The organism is Wolbachia endosymbiont of Cardiocondyla obscurior, from assembly GCF_902713635.1.
GTDB lineage: Bacteria > Pseudomonadota > Alphaproteobacteria > Rickettsiales > Anaplasmataceae > Wolbachia > Wolbachia pipientis.
Genome location: NZ_CACTIU010000027.1, coordinates 1 through 14731, shown reverse-complemented (window position 1 = coordinate 14731; position 14731 = coordinate 1). Strand labels below are relative to the sequence as shown.

At 33.9% G+C, this 14731-nt stretch carries 17 protein-coding genes; 8 read left to right on the top strand and 9 right to left on the bottom strand.

All coding sequences use genetic code 11. The annotated features are described in order from the left end of the window. Nucleotides 1–144 precede the first annotated feature (144 nt). The 4 genes from glyA to WOCAOBSORBRA_RS02925 form a co-directional block, all read right to left on the bottom strand. Nucleotides 145–1422, bottom strand: coding sequence for a serine hydroxymethyltransferase (gene glyA, locus WOCAOBSORBRA_RS02940; RefSeq protein ID WP_174515891.1), 1278 nt, complete (start codon nucleotides 1420–1422; stop codon nucleotides 145–147). Nucleotides 1423–1462: 40 nt separating this feature from the next. Then, nucleotides 1463–2677, bottom strand: coding sequence for an MFS transporter (locus WOCAOBSORBRA_RS02935; protein ID WP_174515890.1), 1215 nt, complete (start codon nucleotides 2675–2677; stop codon nucleotides 1463–1465). Between the two features lie 75 nt (nucleotides 2678–2752). Continuing rightward, nucleotides 2753–3967, bottom strand: coding sequence for an MFS transporter (locus tag WOCAOBSORBRA_RS02930; RefSeq protein WP_174515889.1), 1215 nt, complete (start codon nucleotides 3965–3967; stop codon nucleotides 2753–2755). Between the two features lie 184 nt (nucleotides 3968–4151). Then, the gene (locus WOCAOBSORBRA_RS02925; RefSeq protein WP_006280042.1) at nucleotides 4152–4313 is read right to left on the bottom strand and encodes a hypothetical protein; all 162 of its coding nucleotides are present in this window, start codon (nucleotides 4311–4313) and stop codon (nucleotides 4152–4154) included. Nucleotides 4314–4455: 142 nt separating this feature from the next. On the opposite strand from WOCAOBSORBRA_RS02925, the gene WOCAOBSORBRA_RS02920 reads away from it, so the two are divergent. Next, complete coding sequence (locus WOCAOBSORBRA_RS02920) at nucleotides 4456–4944, top strand: hypothetical protein (protein WP_006280043.1); 489 nt, start codon at nucleotides 4456–4458, stop codon at nucleotides 4942–4944. 45 nt (nucleotides 4945–4989) lie between these two features. Here WOCAOBSORBRA_RS02920 and WOCAOBSORBRA_RS02915 read toward each other — a convergent pair whose 3' ends face one another. Then, nucleotides 4990–6183 (bottom strand): pyridoxal phosphate-dependent aminotransferase, encoded by a 1194-nt coding sequence (locus tag WOCAOBSORBRA_RS02915; RefSeq protein WP_174515888.1) that lies wholly within the window; start codon nucleotides 6181–6183, stop codon nucleotides 4990–4992. A gap of 68 nt (nucleotides 6184–6251) precedes the next feature. Continuing rightward, nucleotides 6252–7268 carry a uroporphyrinogen decarboxylase gene (gene hemE, locus WOCAOBSORBRA_RS02910; protein WP_012673335.1) on the bottom strand — a complete coding sequence of 339 codons (1017 nt, stop codon included), beginning with the start codon at nucleotides 7266–7268 and terminating at the stop codon, nucleotides 6252–6254. Between the two features lie 402 nt (nucleotides 7269–7670). On the opposite strand from hemE, the gene WOCAOBSORBRA_RS02905 reads away from it, so the two are divergent. After that, nucleotides 7671–8489, top strand: coding sequence for a transporter associated domain-containing protein (locus WOCAOBSORBRA_RS02905; protein ID WP_007549273.1), 819 nt, complete (start codon nucleotides 7671–7673; stop codon nucleotides 8487–8489). Between the two features lie 66 nt (nucleotides 8490–8555). On the opposite strand, the gene WOCAOBSORBRA_RS02900 is transcribed toward WOCAOBSORBRA_RS02905, so the two are convergent. Both WOCAOBSORBRA_RS02900 and WOCAOBSORBRA_RS02895 read right to left on the bottom strand, forming a co-directional pair. Then, a complete protein-coding gene (locus tag WOCAOBSORBRA_RS02900) occupies nucleotides 8556–8900 on the bottom strand; it encodes a hypothetical protein (RefSeq protein WP_233395610.1) in 345 nt (114 codons plus the stop codon). 14 nt (nucleotides 8901–8914) lie between these two features. Further along, the gene (locus tag WOCAOBSORBRA_RS02895) at nucleotides 8915–9208 is read right to left on the bottom strand and encodes a hypothetical protein (RefSeq protein WP_006280049.1); all 294 of its coding nucleotides are present in this window, start codon (nucleotides 9206–9208) and stop codon (nucleotides 8915–8917) included. 133 nt (nucleotides 9209–9341) lie between these two features. On the opposite strand from WOCAOBSORBRA_RS02895, the gene purM reads away from it, so the two are divergent. Then, on the top strand, nucleotides 9342–10379 hold the full coding sequence (purM, locus tag WOCAOBSORBRA_RS02890) for a phosphoribosylformylglycinamidine cyclo-ligase (RefSeq protein ID WP_007549277.1): 1038 nt from the start codon (nucleotides 9342–9344) through the stop codon (nucleotides 10377–10379). Here the strand turns inward: purM and purC are convergent. Then, nucleotides 10376–11098: a phosphoribosylaminoimidazolesuccinocarboxamide synthase gene (gene purC, locus WOCAOBSORBRA_RS02885; RefSeq protein WP_155969369.1), complete on the bottom strand. Its 723-nt coding sequence runs from the start codon at nucleotides 11096–11098 to the stop codon at nucleotides 10376–10378. The genes purM and purC overlap by 4 nt on opposite strands. Before the next feature lie 74 nt (nucleotides 11099–11172). Here purC and trmD point away from each other — a divergent pair, with 74 nt between their 5' ends. From trmD to WOCAOBSORBRA_RS02860, 5 genes are read left to right on the top strand one after another with little or no spacing between them, the layout of a single operon-like run. Then, nucleotides 11173–11883 (top strand): tRNA (guanosine(37)-N1)-methyltransferase TrmD, encoded by a 711-nt coding sequence (gene trmD, locus WOCAOBSORBRA_RS02880; RefSeq protein WP_007549279.1) that lies wholly within the window; start codon nucleotides 11173–11175, stop codon nucleotides 11881–11883. After that, nucleotides 11867–12244, top strand: a complete 378-nt coding sequence (gene rplS, locus WOCAOBSORBRA_RS02875; protein ID WP_006279489.1) for a 50S ribosomal protein L19 — start codon at nucleotides 11867–11869, stop codon at nucleotides 12242–12244. Before trmD ends, rplS begins: the two co-directional genes overlap by 17 nt. A 24-nt stretch (nucleotides 12245–12268) precedes the next feature. Then, nucleotides 12269–12523 carry a hypothetical protein gene (locus WOCAOBSORBRA_RS02870; RefSeq protein WP_174515887.1) on the top strand — a complete coding sequence of 85 codons (255 nt, stop codon included), beginning with the start codon at nucleotides 12269–12271 and terminating at the stop codon, nucleotides 12521–12523. Further along, the gene (gene pstA / locus WOCAOBSORBRA_RS02865; protein WP_007549491.1) at nucleotides 12524–13774 is read left to right on the top strand and encodes a phosphate ABC transporter permease PstA; all 1251 of its coding nucleotides are present in this window, start codon (nucleotides 12524–12526) and stop codon (nucleotides 13772–13774) included. Nucleotides 13775–13780: 6 nt separating this feature from the next. Further along, nucleotides 13781–14578, top strand: a complete 798-nt coding sequence (locus WOCAOBSORBRA_RS02860; protein ID WP_044471287.1) for a phosphoribosylformylglycinamidine synthase subunit PurQ — start codon at nucleotides 13781–13783, stop codon at nucleotides 14576–14578. Nucleotides 14579–14731 lie beyond the last annotated feature (153 nt).

Sequence of the window (14731 nt, the reverse complement as noted above, 5' to 3'; positions counted from 1 at the left end):
CGATACATTAAGTAATCCTTACCTTTTAATCTGCAGATTGGCGAAAGCAAATACAATAGCTTCACTATCATGATAAGTGGGCTGGCGAAGGGTGTCAAGTAAGTTTTTTCGTTTCTACCAGCTACTTGGATGACACCACATAAATTAATAAATAGGAAAATTACTACAAATCCTTTCAACTTTAGCTTTTACTGCTTTTTCGACACTTGAGCTATTTCCGCTGATTAATCCTTGAATTACTTCATTTATTAGATCAGCTATCTCCTTAAAATTTTCTGCCTCAAGTCCGCGTGTTGTCTCAGCAGCGGTGCCAAAACGGAGCCCTGAAGTGATGGTCGGCTTTGCTGTATCAAATGGTACAGAGTTTTTATTACAGGTAATACCGGCTCTCTCAAGGCTATCTACAACGTCTTTTCCAGTTAATTTCTGCGATCTTAAGTCAACTAGCACTATATGAGAGTCAGTGCCACCGGTTATAATGTCGAGTCCATGCTTTTGCAATTCTTGAGCTAGTACTTTCGCATTTTCCACGACTTTCTTGCTATAAGTTTTAAATTCTGGCGCCAATGCTTCTTTAAATGCAACAGCTTTTGCAGCTATCACATGCATAAGTGGCCCGCCCTGCAATCCTGGAAAAACTGCAGATTGAATTTTTTTGTGTAATGCTTCATCATTGGTCATCACTATTCCACCACGAGGACCACGCAAAGTTTTGTGAGTTGTGGAAGTCATAACATGTGCATATTCAGCAGGGGATAGATATTCGCCCGCTGCAATAAGCCCTGCATAGTGAGCAATGTCTGCAAGCAAATAAGCACCAACTTTATCTGCAATCTCGCGAAAGCGTTTGAAGTCCATTTTTCTTGGATAAGCAGAAGCACCAGCTATGATCAATTTCGGTTTATGCTCCAGCGCCAGCTTTTCTATCTCATCCATATCCAGCAAGTAAGTGTCTTTATTCACTGTATATTGAATTGACTTAAACCATTTACCAGAAAGGCTTGGTGCCGCACCATGAGTTAGATGCCCACCGCAACTCAGTGATAATCCAAGTATTGTATCGCCTGGAGTAAGCAGTGAAGCAAATACCGCCTGGTTTGCCTGAGAACCAGAATGAGGTTGAACGTTTGCAAATTTAACACCAAACAACTTACAAAGTCTTTCTATAGCCAGACTTTCAATTTTGTCCACATGCTCACAACCACAGTAATATCTTTTACCTGGATAACCTTCTGCGTATTTATTAGTCAGAAAAGAGCCTTGTGCCTCCATTACCGCTTTGCTTGCAAAATTTTCTGATGCAATTAATTGCAATTGTGATTTTTGGCGTTGTAATTCTTTTTCTATAGACTGATAAACCTCGTTATCAAAAGACTTTAAACTATTTTTAGAGCCACAGATTTTTTTTAAAACACTCATCATAGATCAAACCTCGCTTTAATTTTAAGATGCACAAGCAATTTTAAGACTGCTTATCCTGCTTTTTTAACCATAAGAGCCCAAAAACAGCTATCAGCAAACATACAGGAATAATAGATGTTGCTTTTATCAGCAATTCAGCACTATACACAGGATTTCCTTGTATCACTGTCCTATCCCAACACAAATCTATTATTTTTGCGATCCCAGTGTGAAAAAAATAGCCAAAAACCATGACTATCATATTTGACACAGCTGTAGCCAGGCCTACTAAGTTATTATTTACATAACTTATCGCTTTGTAAATGGTAACCACCTGATATCCAGATGTGAAGCCAATAATAAAAAGCGTAGGTAATACAACATACAAGCCACCAATCTGAGTAAAAAGCAAAAGAAAACTAGCGATCATTGCAAATGAGCATGCAATTATTACTTCATAATGCTTATTTTTATATTTTTCCAATAAATAAGCCAAAGAGAATGATCCTGTTAACATTCCTATCAATATTACGGAAGAGAGAGAAGATGCCAAGTCTTCATTCATTTTATATACTTCAAAAAAGAATGCTTTCACCCAACCATCGGCAAAACCTTGCATTGGACCGACCATGAGTCCACCAAAAAAGCTAATTAGAATAATATGCTTGTTGAAAAGTATGTTTTTTAAGTCTCTAATGCTAACTTTTTCCTGTTGAGCATTGCTTTCAGGCGTTACTAAGAACAGCAACAGAGCAAGTAAACACCCAAATGCTGAGAATGTATAGATAACATAATTCCAGCCAAATTTATCGAGTAAGAAGTCTAAAGGTAACCCGCCACATATCCCTCCCAAAATTCCTATAATTATAGATAAGCTGGCCATTCTTGCTGATTTTTCTTGCGCAAAATACATGCTTGCAACTTTAAAGATTCCAATTGCCGAAGCGGATGACCCAATTCCCACAATTATTCTTCCAATTATTGAATAACTCCACTCATCAAAGCATATAAGCGGTAGTGTTCCGGTAAATGTCAAAACGGTACAAGCAGGTAAAACAAACTTTGGTCCAAATCTATCAAGGAAAAGACCAATAGGTATATGAGCTAGCGTATAGCCTACATAGTATAACCCACCAAACTGGCCAACATCTGCAATACTTATGTTAAATTTTGTTATTAATTCAGGCGCAATTATGTTTGGAATTACGCGTAATATATATTGGTATGCATAAAACAGTGACGTCAACAACCAGATTAAAAAATTCCTCTGCAACATGAATCTCAGCTAAAATTTAGGATTATAGATACTTTAGTTATAAAAAACAATACTATATTAATCATCTAAATCTGCTTAGCTCTTTTTACAGCTTATAACTTTAAGTAACCAAAAGCCTATCATTCCTATTAGTAGGCATATAGGTATTATTAACATAGACTTAACCATTACATCAGTTCCATAAAATGGCTTTCCATCGATAATTTCACCGTTCCAATAAAAATTCATTATATTTGCAATAATGACGTGAAAAAAATAACCAAAACTCATAACTATGGAATTACCTACAGATCCTGCACTTGCTACTGCTTCGTTTTTTACACAACTTACAACTTTAGCAGTAAAAACAATTTGGTATGCAGAAGCAAGACCAATAATGAATAGTAATATACATGCCAGGAGTTCACTAATATTGCATATAAAAAGTAATAAGAACACAATTATCATGGCCATAGCACAAGAAATTATTATTTCATAGTGCTTGGTTGGATTTTTTGCTAATATGTAAGGAAGTAATAAATGCCCAAAGCCAAAGCCTATTAGTATCCATTTTGAAATGCTATATGCAATGTGTCTATCTATAGCGTACATCTCATGCAAGAATGTTGCGGACCACGCATCTGCAAAGCCTTCTAATGGTCCAACCATAAAACCGCCAAACAAACCTATCAATAAAATATCTTTATTAAATATAACTTTGCTTAAATTTTTAATATTTAATTCTTCGTCTGAGGTGCCAACTTTAGGTATAGATATAAAGGTAGTTAAAGCAAGCAATAATCCAAGCATTATACACACAGTAAATAAATAATCCCACCCAAACTTATCAAGTAAGACATGTAATGGTTTGGTGGCAAATACACCACCTGAAATGCCAATAATAACCGATATGCTGAACATCATGGCAAATTTTTCTCTATGGTAATAGATTCTTATTATTTTAAAGAGTCCAAGTACTGAAGCAGAGGATCCAATACCAGTAATTATTCTTCCAATAATAGAATAACTCCAATCATTAGAACTGACTAAAGGTAAAGCACCTAAAGATGTTAATGCAATACAAATCGGTATAACAACTTTAGAACCAAATCTATCTAAAAGAATACCTACAGGAATATGTGCTAACACATAACCTACATAATACAGTCCACAAAATTGTCCTATTTCTGTTGTTCCTATATTAAACCTTACTACCAATTCAGGAATTATAATATTTGGAATTACGCGTAATATATATTGGTATGCATAAAACAGTGACGCCAACAACCAGATTAAAAAATTCCTCTGCAATACTTTACCCCAAAGCTAGCATTATAGATACTCTGTTTATAGAAAACAATATTTTTATGAATACTTATTTTAATTTACCGGAATTTTATACAGTTGAACTCATAGCCAACATAAGTAGTTTATGCATTAACTAAATTTTCCAGGTTCAAGTTTGGATGATGGAAAAAGTTCACTTTTTCTATTTTTAAAAGAGACCTTTTATTTTACTTATAATTTTTTCTACCATATCTACAACTGGCTCATGAATAAGGTATATGAAAAAAATTACACCACAAATGATAAGTATATTTATGATTTTACCCTTATTCATCTTTATCTTGAGCTTCACTTTTGTTACAAGATCCATTTTATTTATGTTTTTATTTCATGCTGACAATTATATCTTAAATACCATAATTTTCAGTAAAATTTGACTTCAGAAGTATTCTATTAATTCAATATTAACCTTTTTATGTGTAAAATAGTTAATATAATATTAAAGCAGGCTGATGAATATAAGCACGATAGATAATACGCTGCAAAATTACATAACAAAATACATTGAACAAACATTCGCTACACACGTGCTAGGCAATAGATACGACAAATTGTATAGGAAACTTCTAAGTGGTATAGAAGAGATAATAAAGCTTGCTGTAAATGAAGCAAAACACTACGATGAAAATTTAGAAGATCTATATAACGATTCAAGATTTAATAAGAAATTTATTCAAGCTGTTGCTAAACATCAGGTGTCGGAATTTTTAAATACTTATCCGAAAAGAAAAGAAATTGTTGCAGAATTTTACAATGAACATCACATTAACGAAAGTGATTTAAAGACTCTGGAAAAGGGGAAAGATTTAGTAAATAAAATAAATAACATTAACTTACTGCAACAAAATGAAAAAAATGAGGAATTCAATATTAGAAAGACACTTGCTCAATCAATAAAAATGCCTTCCATAGAAAAACACAAGTTAGAACATTCAAAATAACCTTGGCGAAGTATGGCAAAATATACAACTTATGGATAGTCTATTTCATTTTAACTCCTGGCACGCTTTAGTAATACTATCACATCCAATTTCTAATTGTTCCTGAGAGGTTGCATAAGAAATTCTGATAAAATTTTCTAGACCAAATGCAATTCCTGGAACCACAGCAACCAAATGATCTCCCAGTAAGTATTCAGTAAAATCTAAATCATTATTTATTATCTTACCACTTTTTGTGCTTTTACTGAGCAATCCTTCACATGAGACAAATAAATAAAACGCACCTTGTGGAACAGACGCTGATAATCCCGGGGCAGAATTTAGCTCTTTCACCATAAAATCTCTACGACTCTTAAAAATCCTTGTTCTTTCTTTCAAAAAACTATGATCACCGTTTAATGCTGCTGCTGCTGCTGCTTGTGCTATCGAATTTGGATTAGAAGTGCTTTGAGACTGCAGCGTAGAGATAGCTTTTACCACATCACTTCTACCTGCAATATACCCTATTCTCCAGCCTGTCATTGCATAGGCTTTTGATACTCCATTGACTACAAAAACTCTATCATAAAGCTTCGGCTCAACCTGAGCGATAGTAAAAAACTTTTCGTCGTATATTATATGCTCATAAATATCATCTGTAACGACATTCATATGTGGATATTCAAGCAATATTTGTGCTATGTCTTTCAATTCATCACATGTGTACACAGCTCCTGCAGGGTTGTTCGGTGAGTTAAGAATTAACCATTTAGTTTTTTTAGTTATCCTGCTTTTCAATAATTCCGCTGTCAGTTTAAAATTTTGTTTGCATTCTACTACAACTGGCAAGCCGCCAAAAAGACTTACCATATCAACATATGAAACCCAATAAGGAGCTGGAATAATAACTTCATCTCCAGAGTTAATTGTTGCCATGAACAAATTGAATAACACCTGCTTAGCACCTGTACCAACACAGATTTGGTTAAGCGTGTACTCGAGGTTATTATCCTTTCTTAACTTATTAATTATTGCTTCTTTCAGCTCACGCGTTCCATCAACAGCAGTATATTTAGTCTTACCTTCACTTATTGCTTGAATAGCTGCTTTTTTTATATGATCTGGAGTATCAAAATTCGGTTCTCCTGCAGCTAAAACACAGATCTTTTTTCCTTCATTTTTCAACTTATTTGCCTTATCAGTTACAGCAATCGTAGGTGATGGTTTTATTAGGGACATTCTTTTTGCAAGGTCTGACATATTTTACTGAAGCTAAATTCAAATGATAAACCCCGTACAACAAAAAAGCTAGAATTTTGTGTATTGTATTAGTAGCTTTTTACCAGGTTTACCAACGCAGCAATATTTTCAACTGGAGTATCAGGGAGTACTCCATGTCCGAGATTAAATATGAAGGGTAAATCTCTAAAGCAATCTATTATACGTTTTGCTTCTTTGATTGCTTCCGTTTTATTATAGGCTAAAAGATTAGGATCAAGGTTTCCTTGTAGAGGGATGTTTAGATTCGCTTTCGCCCATTTTATTGGAACATTATAATCTATACTTACTGCAGATACACCTGTTTGTTCGCAGTAATCTTTATAAAGATTTCCAGCAGACCTTGGAAAACCTATTATTGGAAAATCAGAAAATCTATCCTTTATTGCCAAGATAATTCTCTTTGTTGGTTCGATAACATATTCTTTAAACAATGGTTCCGATAACGCACCAGCATTACTGTCAAATAGCTGAATAACATCTGCTCCAAATTCTATCTGTTTAATTAGATAAATAATCGTTACTTCCGTTATTCGTTCAATTATTTCCTTCAAACACGAAGGATAAAAATTTAATACTTTGGAAAAAGTTTTGCTGCTCCCACCTTCTATGATGTATGAGGCTACTGTCCATGGTCCACCAGCAAATCCTATGAGAGATTTTTCTTTTGGTAATTGGCTTCTGACTTTTTTTATAGCGTTTAGAATTGGTAAGGTTTTAGTTTCAATTTCTTGTGGACCCTTCAATTCCTTAGGACTTTCCACGGGTTTTATTATTGGACCTACACCGCGTACGAAATTCACGTCACAACCCAAAACATCAGCTATTATTAAAATGTCTGAAAAAATTATCGCCGCATCCATGTCAAATCTTGTCACCGGCTGTAACGTCAATTCTGTCACTAAATCTGTGTTGTAGCATATCTCCATAAAATTATTCATATTTTCTACTGCTTTGCGGTACTCAGGAAGAGACCTGCCAGCCTGACGCATTAGCCAGATAGGCACTCTTCCACCCGGCTCATTTCTCTTAATAATTTTCGCTATTGTTGTTTTGCCGCTTTCCAATCTATTCTATTTATTCTTTTGTATATTAAAGTATAGTAATAATAATAGTTCTATCAATAACTTGTTACTAACTTAAAATTCAGTAAAAATTGGCGTTGTTCAACTTGTGGATAAATATGTGAGTAACTTTCGTATATTATTGATTTTCTGTTATGATTTATGTGTATAAGTAAGGTGTTTAGAGTGTTAGTAATTTTCTTTTATGGAAAATACTTTACCATCATGCATTGTTACACAACTATGTATATGTTGTTGAAAAAGTTGTTGATCAATTGTTGGTATTTTATATCAACAAATAATTCACAAATTAATTTGACATTATTCACATGCTTATTAAACATTTAATAACAGTTTTCTTGATAAATCTAATCTGAAAACGTTTTTGCCATTACAGGGAATAAATTGAGTAAAAAAAGAACCTTAGTAGAAAAAATAGCATATAGAATTTTTCTCTTCCTTTTCAAAAAAGCTTCTGTGTTGAAAAAGTGTGCGACTGAGGCATTAATGAAAGATCTGCCAGACCTTAATATATTTAATGGTCTATTAAAATTCCGCGATTGTGGTATAATGGATATAATGACTCCACGTACAGAGATATGCGCAGTAGACATTGAGTCAAGCGAGCGTGAAATAATAAAGAAGATAAAAAACACTTGCCACACTAAAATACCAATTTATAAAAATAACTTTGATAACGTAATAGGCTTTTTTTATGTAAAAGATGTTATTTTTAATAGGGATAAAAATTTTAATCTGAAACATATTATACAAAGCGTAATATTTGTTCCACCCTCGATGAAGACAACTAATCTTTTTGTTAGGATGAACTCTTCTAAATCATGCTTAGCTATCGTATTGGATGAATATGGTGGAACTGATGGTTTAATTTCAATGACTGATCTTATAGAGGAACTAATACCAAACATTGATAGTGAAAACGAAATAAATTCAGAATATACCATTACTGAATTGTCTCAAAATAAGTTTGAAGTATCAGCAAGGGCTCTTATAAAAGATATAGAAGAGGATCTAAAAATAGAATTACGTGACCCTGAAGAAGACTATGTTACACTTGGTGGTTTGATTCTTTCGATTGCTGGTAAAGTACCTTCTGTAGATGAAGTCATTAAATATAAAAATGGTATGAAGTTTATCATCAAAGATGCAAATGAGCGCTACATTAATAAAATAGTACTAGACTTAAGTGATTACAAAAATTAGATTTGGTACCCCTTGTCGGGGAATGCCTTGACACGAAGAAAAAGTTGTAATAACCAAATATGCAACTCAAGTTATAGTTAAACCTATTTCCAGCAAATTATTTTCGCAAGTATAATGCATTTCAGTGTTATAGTACTCTAATAATAAAGAGGTCATATAGATATTAATATCTTTTGTATTTAAATTAGTGTCATTTTTTTTGATTAATTTGTCTACTAATGATTTGCTTATTGGTTTGTGTTCATTTAGAATTTTTATAGTTAATAGCATTTTATCTTCTGTTTGACTCAGTAAAACAGATACTAGTTCAACTTCCGCCACTGCACTGGCTATAGTTAGCACCATATTAGAAATTATCTTATTTATCTTTTCAATTAAATCTTCCTTATTTTTTGCAGAGTATGCGTCTATTTTCCACGTAAGCTTTACTTTTTTTTTAATAAATAATTTTCGATATTAGATTTGGTCTTATCAAAGCTATAATTATCCATTGAAGAAGAATATGCCTGCTTCATAACTTTATGTTTATATATTAAATCATCGGAGCTTTCTTTAAGAAACAACAACGCTTCCTTCTGCGCATCAGCATCATTCTTATCTATTACTTCAAGCTCTTCTACGCCAAACGTTATTCCATTCATAGAGTTAGCAAAGTCATGAAGCAGCCGTCCTGATAGCAGTTCCGTTATTAACAGTATGTTTTTGGTATTTTCGTTCATTGGATAATTATAAATGATTTAAGTTACCCTATATTGGTAAGTATATAATAGTCAATTAAGAGAAAGTTTCGTTGCACTTTTTATATCAAGGCATTAATATAGTATTAACAATTTTAAAATTTATAAAAGGATTATGAATACTTATACCAGATCAGGAATAGATATTGAACTATATAATAAGTTAATAAAAGAAGTCAAGCCTATTGCTCAAGAAACTACTAGAGAAGAAGTAATCAGCGAAATAGGTTCATTTTCTGCGTTATTTGATTTTGCTGCACTAAGTAAGAAGTATGACCATCCAGTACTCGTTTCCTCAACTGATGGAGTAGGTACGAAACTGTTGATAGCTCAAGAAGTGAATAAACATGATACTATAGGTATAGATTTAGTTGCAATGTGTGTAAATGACTTACTTGCACAAGGAGCAACGCCTTTGTTTTTCCTTGATTACTTTGCAACAGGCGTTTTGACCAAAGATGTTTTATTATCTGTGGTTAAGGGCATTGCAGAGGGGTGCAAGCAAGCTAAAATAGCATTGGTTGGTGGGGAAACTGCAGAAATGCCTGGAATGTATGGTAATAATCACTATGACCTTGCAGGGTTTGTGGTTGGTGTAGTTGATCGAAAGCAAATTCTTCCAAACTGTAGTATGATGAAAGCAGGTGATTATATAGTTGGCTTAGAGTCAAGTGGAATTCACTCAAATGGGTTTTCTTTAGTGCGCCATGTTTTCAAAAGCTTAGGTATAAATTATAACGATACATCTCTATGGAATAATAAATCTTGGAGTGAAATACTACTTGAACCAACAAAAATATATGTTGATTCTTTGCTGCCTATCATGTCACAAGTAAAAGGTATTGCGCACATCACGGGTGGTGGTTTGGTAGACAATATTCCGCGAATTCTTCCAAAAAACTTATTTGCAAACATAGACATTAATTCCTGGAAATGGCCAGATATATTTTTATGGCTAACAAAGGAGGGTAAAATAGAGAAGAAAGAAATGCTAAAAACATTTAATTGTGGTATTGGTATGGTATTGATCGTAAGTTCTGAGAATATGCAAAACGTGAAAAATCATTTCCAAAAACGTGGAGAAAAAATTGAAATTATTGGAAAACTTGATGAGGCATGTAACCCTCCACTTGATAGAGTAGTATTTAGTTAACCTAACTTTACTGACAGTCTTTTTGCAACTTCTAGGTATGCTTCCTTTAAATCTCCTAAATTCAAACGAAAGACATCTTTGTCTAGCTTTTTATAAGTATTTTTATCCCATAATCTGCAGTTATCAGGGCTAATTTCATCAGCTAAAACGATTTTAGTACTGTCATTTATTAATCTGCCAAATTCTAACTTGAGATCAACTAAATATATACTTGCATTTGAAAATAGGTGAACTAATATTTCGTTGATTTTTAAAGTTGTAGTTTTAACTTCATCCATTTCTTTGCTAGATAGCCAATCAAAATACAGTATGTGATTTTCACTTACCATTGGGTCGGCTAGGTCATCATTTTTGTAAAAAAAATCGATTATAGGAGATGCAAGCCTCTCACCTTCTTTGATATTAAAACGTTTGCAAAAGCTGCCAGCTGCGACATTTCTAACTACTACCTCAAGAGGTATTATCTTGAGTTTTTTGACTAGCTGTTCTCTTTCGTTTAGAGTTTTTATAAAGTGTGTGCTAATTTCTGCTTTCTCAAGCTTTTCCATGATAAAAGCACTAATATGATTATTAATTATTCCTTTACCATCGATTATTTCATATTTTTCCTTATTGAATGCTGTAATATCATCTTTAAAGTGCTGTATGACAATTGATAAGTCTTCAGTTTCAATAATGGCTTTCGCTTTACCTTCGTATATCGTTTTATTCAGTGACATGTTTAATTTAACTATATATTATATCAATTTACTATTCTTAGAGTATAGCCCCAAATAACTTAAAATAAACCTTAATGGCATTCAATGTTACAATATTAACCATATTCCCAGAAATGTTCCCGGGGTTTTTGAACTATTCTCTTGCCGGAAAAGCGTTAGAAAAAAAAATATGGAACCTTGAAGTAATAAATATTCGTTCTTTTGCGAAAGATAAACATTCAACTGTGGATGATGTTCCATATGGAGGTGGAGCAGGAATGGTTATGCGTTCTGATGTAGTTGGTGATGCAGTAGATAGTATGCTCTCTGTTCATAAAAACACTAAGTTTATTTACATGACTCCATCTGGAACTAAGTTTAATCAGAATATTGCCAGAGAATTATTAGAGTTTCCTCATATAACAATATTGTGTGGTCGATTTGAAGGTATTGACCAAAGGATAATTGATGCGTATACTCCTTATGAGTTAAGTATTGGAGATTATATACTTTCAGGAGGTGAGCCAGCTGCAATGGTGGTTCTTGATGCATGCATTAGACTTCTTCCAGGTGTAGTAAATAATACCGATAGTATTACTGAAGAAAGTTTTAATTATGGTGGTGGTGTACTTGAATATCCTCAATATACTAGACCTGAGCAGTGGAAGGGATATAAAGTACCTGAGGTTTTGTTATCTGGCAATCACAAAAAAATAAGTGATTGGAGGCAGAAGCAGTCTCATGTTATAACAAAAAAGCGTAGGCCTGAATTATTGAGTGGAGAGATAAATGACAAATTTACTTAAAAAATTTAACGAACAGCAAATGCAAGTGTTAGCTAAAGAAATACCAGAATTTCGTCCTGGCGATGATTTGAAGGTCACTTTTAAAGTAGTTGACGGTACAAGTGAACGTATACAGATATTTGAAGGTGTATGTATATCAAAAAGGAACCGCGGGTTACATTCTTCTTTTGCAGTCAGAAAAGTGAGCCATGGAGAAAGTATAGTGTCTCAGTTTTTTGTTTATTCTCCTGCACTGGTTTCAGTGCAAGTGACAAGAAAAGGAAAGGTTCGTAGAGCAAAACTGTATTATCTGTGCAAACTATTTGGAAAAGCTGCAAGGATCAAAGAGCGTACTACTTATGTTAAAAAGAAATCTAAGTAGATACAATAGGGAGTGATGTCAATTGTGTCATCTCAGAACTCTCTCTTGTCATCCCAGTGCGTGACACACAACTGTACGAACATTGTGTTTGCCTCCCGCTGTGGTGTCATCCCAGTGCTCCGACACTGGGATCCAGCATTCATTATTCTCCTTTTGGTTTGTGCTTTCATGGAAAATGTAAAAATTATTTGCAGGCAAAGCCTGCTGGATCCCAGTGTCAGCTACTTGCATGACAAAAAAGGGGAAAGTTTTTTCAAATCCTCGTGTAAAGAAAAGTAAATGAGTATAAAGAAAAAATTCCTTAAATTACTTCAGTCAAGGCGTGTACATGCTCGTATAAAAAGGAAAAATAAAAAGAACAGAGCGCTACGCTTTTGTTCTTTCACGGCACTAGTTATCTCACTTGGCTGTCCTGTGTGTATATTGTTGAGTATATTAGTTAACTCTTACAGTGCCTTAACAGTAACGAAAATTTTATTGCCAGTTGAAATAAATGCTGATCTTGCTTTGGCGAGTAATCCTAGTGATTTGCGGTATAAGTCCATTGGCTTACTCAACGATTCTTTACGTAAGGTGTTTGGAGGAACTGATTTTAAAGACGGTGACGAAATTTTAAGTCGTAATTCTTACAAAGAACTAGAGAAATTTTTTCGTAAGAAAGTAAAAGATAGTGGTGAATATGAGATCTGGTTTACCGCGTCAAGTATAATTAATTCAATAAATAAAGATAAATATTTGAATGATCGTTATGCTAAATTACTTGATTGGCTAAAAGAAAAGAGGAGAGTGAAAAAATTTTTTAATAAGTCTTTATTCCTTAAATCTGACTCTCGTGAACCTGAGAATGCAGGGATTTTAGGTGCATTTATCGGCTCATTGATGACAATTATAGTGTGCCTAGCATTAGCATTACCAATAGGAATTATGTCGGGCATCTGTCTTTACGAATTTATGCCTAAAAATAGGCTCATGACCAATATTGTAGAAATTAGCATAAATAATCTTGCTGCAGTGCCTTCAATAATATTTGGTGTAGTAGGCTTAACTCTCTATCTTGGCATATTTGGGCTACCACGCTCTTCACCACTTGTTGGTGGAATGACTCTTTCATTTATGATGTTACCTAATATTATAATTGCAACAAAAAATGCCTTTGCGAATGTTCCTATTACGATAAAAGATGCAGCGTTTGCGCTCGGTGCACCTCACATCAAGGTGATATTAGATCACTCTTTACCGATTGCGTTACCAAGAATAATACATGGTACTGTGCTTGCAATTGCAAGGATTTTAGGTGAATCTTCTCCTTTACTTATGATGGGTATGGTGGCATTTATTGCTGATACACCTACGTCCTTTTTCGATCCGGCGACTGTTCTACCTGTGCAAATATACATATGGTCAAGCAATCCTGAAATTGCATTTGTTGAACTTGCTGCTATCGCAATTATAGCTTTATTATTGGTGTTATTTGCGTTAAATTTAGTAGCAAATTTTGTAAAAAGGAAATTCGAATTTTTTAATTTTTAGCAATTCATGAAAATCACAGTCCTATCTGGTTATGGCTTAAATTGCGAAAAAGAAACTGCATTTGCATTTATGGAATGCAGCAGAAAACTTGGTATTGGTAATATTGAAGTAAAAATCGTTCACATTAACGATATCATAGATAATCCAGGTGAACTGAAATTAAGCAATATACTTGCAATTCCAGGGGGTTTTTCCTATGGTGATGACACTGGTGCTGGTAATGCGTTTGCTTTACGTATTAAAAACAACTTGTTGGATGAGTTTCAAGAGTTTTTATCTCAGGACAAGCTGATTATAGGAATATGTAATGGTTGTCAGATATTAGTAAAATTAATTCCAGAGTTCTCTAATCTAGCTTTAATCCATAATGATATAGGCAATTACCAATGCCGCTGGATTAGAGTGAGAGTTAATCCGCAGAGTAATTCTGTTTGGCTACGGGGTCTGAGTGAACTATATCTCCCTATTGCTCATGGGGAAGGCAAATTTTTTATGGATCAAGATATTTTGAACCAATTGATTGAGAGCAATTCCACCGCATTACGTTACATTGATAAAAATGGCAACTATGCTAACCTACAATTTCCTTACAATCCGAATGGATCTACATACGACCTAGCAGCTTTATCAGATAAAAGTGGAAGAGTGCTAGCTTTAATGCCCCATCCAGAAAGGGGAATATTTTTTACCCAGCAAGATAATTGGCCCCTTGAAAAAGAAAAGAGCAAGCGTTTAGGTGTTGCTGTGCCAAAATATGGCGATGGAATGCTTATATTTGAAAATGCACTGAAGTATTTTTGTTAAAATTTATTGATAGGGATTTATGGTCGAAATTATCCCCTGATATTGCAAAAAACTTGCTTGACAAGCCTTGCCAGTCCCCTTATCATGAAACTGAAGCTATTTATTTATCTTCTCTGTACAGATTAAATGACAAAAAAACTCAACGTATCTGGC

Bases quoted from the DNA above. Each gene is read 5' to 3' on its own strand.
- glyA (WP_174515891.1), bottom strand. From the start codon at position 1,422: ATGATGAGTGTTTTAAAAAAAATCTGTGGCTCTAAAAATAGTTTAAAG.
- WOCAOBSORBRA_RS02935 (WP_174515890.1), bottom strand. From the start codon at position 2,677: ATGTTGCAGAGGAATTTTTTAATCTGGTTGTTGACGTCACTGTTTTAT.
- WOCAOBSORBRA_RS02925 (WP_006280042.1), bottom strand. From the start codon at position 4,313: ATGGATCTTGTAACAAAAGTGAAGCTCAAGATAAAGATGAATAAGGGT.
- WOCAOBSORBRA_RS02920 (WP_006280043.1), top strand. From the start codon at position 4,456: ATGAATATAAGCACGATAGATAATACGCTGCAAAATTACATAACAAAA.
- WOCAOBSORBRA_RS02915 (WP_174515888.1), bottom strand. From the start codon at position 6,183: ATGTCAGACCTTGCAAAAAGAATGTCCCTAATAAAACCATCACCTACG.
- WOCAOBSORBRA_RS02895 (WP_006280049.1), bottom strand. From the start codon at position 9,208: ATGAACGAAAATACCAAAAACATACTGTTAATAACGGAACTGCTATCA.
- purM (WP_007549277.1), top strand. From the start codon at position 9,342: ATGAATACTTATACCAGATCAGGAATAGATATTGAACTATATAATAAG.
- purC (WP_155969369.1), bottom strand. From the start codon at position 11,098: ATGTCACTGAATAAAACGATATACGAAGGTAAAGCGAAAGCCATTATT.
- trmD (WP_007549279.1), top strand. From the start codon at position 11,173: ATGGCATTCAATGTTACAATATTAACCATATTCCCAGAAATGTTCCCG.
- rplS (WP_006279489.1), top strand. From the start codon at position 11,867: ATGACAAATTTACTTAAAAAATTTAACGAACAGCAAATGCAAGTGTTA.
- pstA (WP_007549491.1), top strand. From the start codon at position 12,524: ATGAGTATAAAGAAAAAATTCCTTAAATTACTTCAGTCAAGGCGTGTA.
- WOCAOBSORBRA_RS02860 (WP_044471287.1), top strand. From the start codon at position 13,781: ATGAAAATCACAGTCCTATCTGGTTATGGCTTAAATTGCGAAAAAGAA.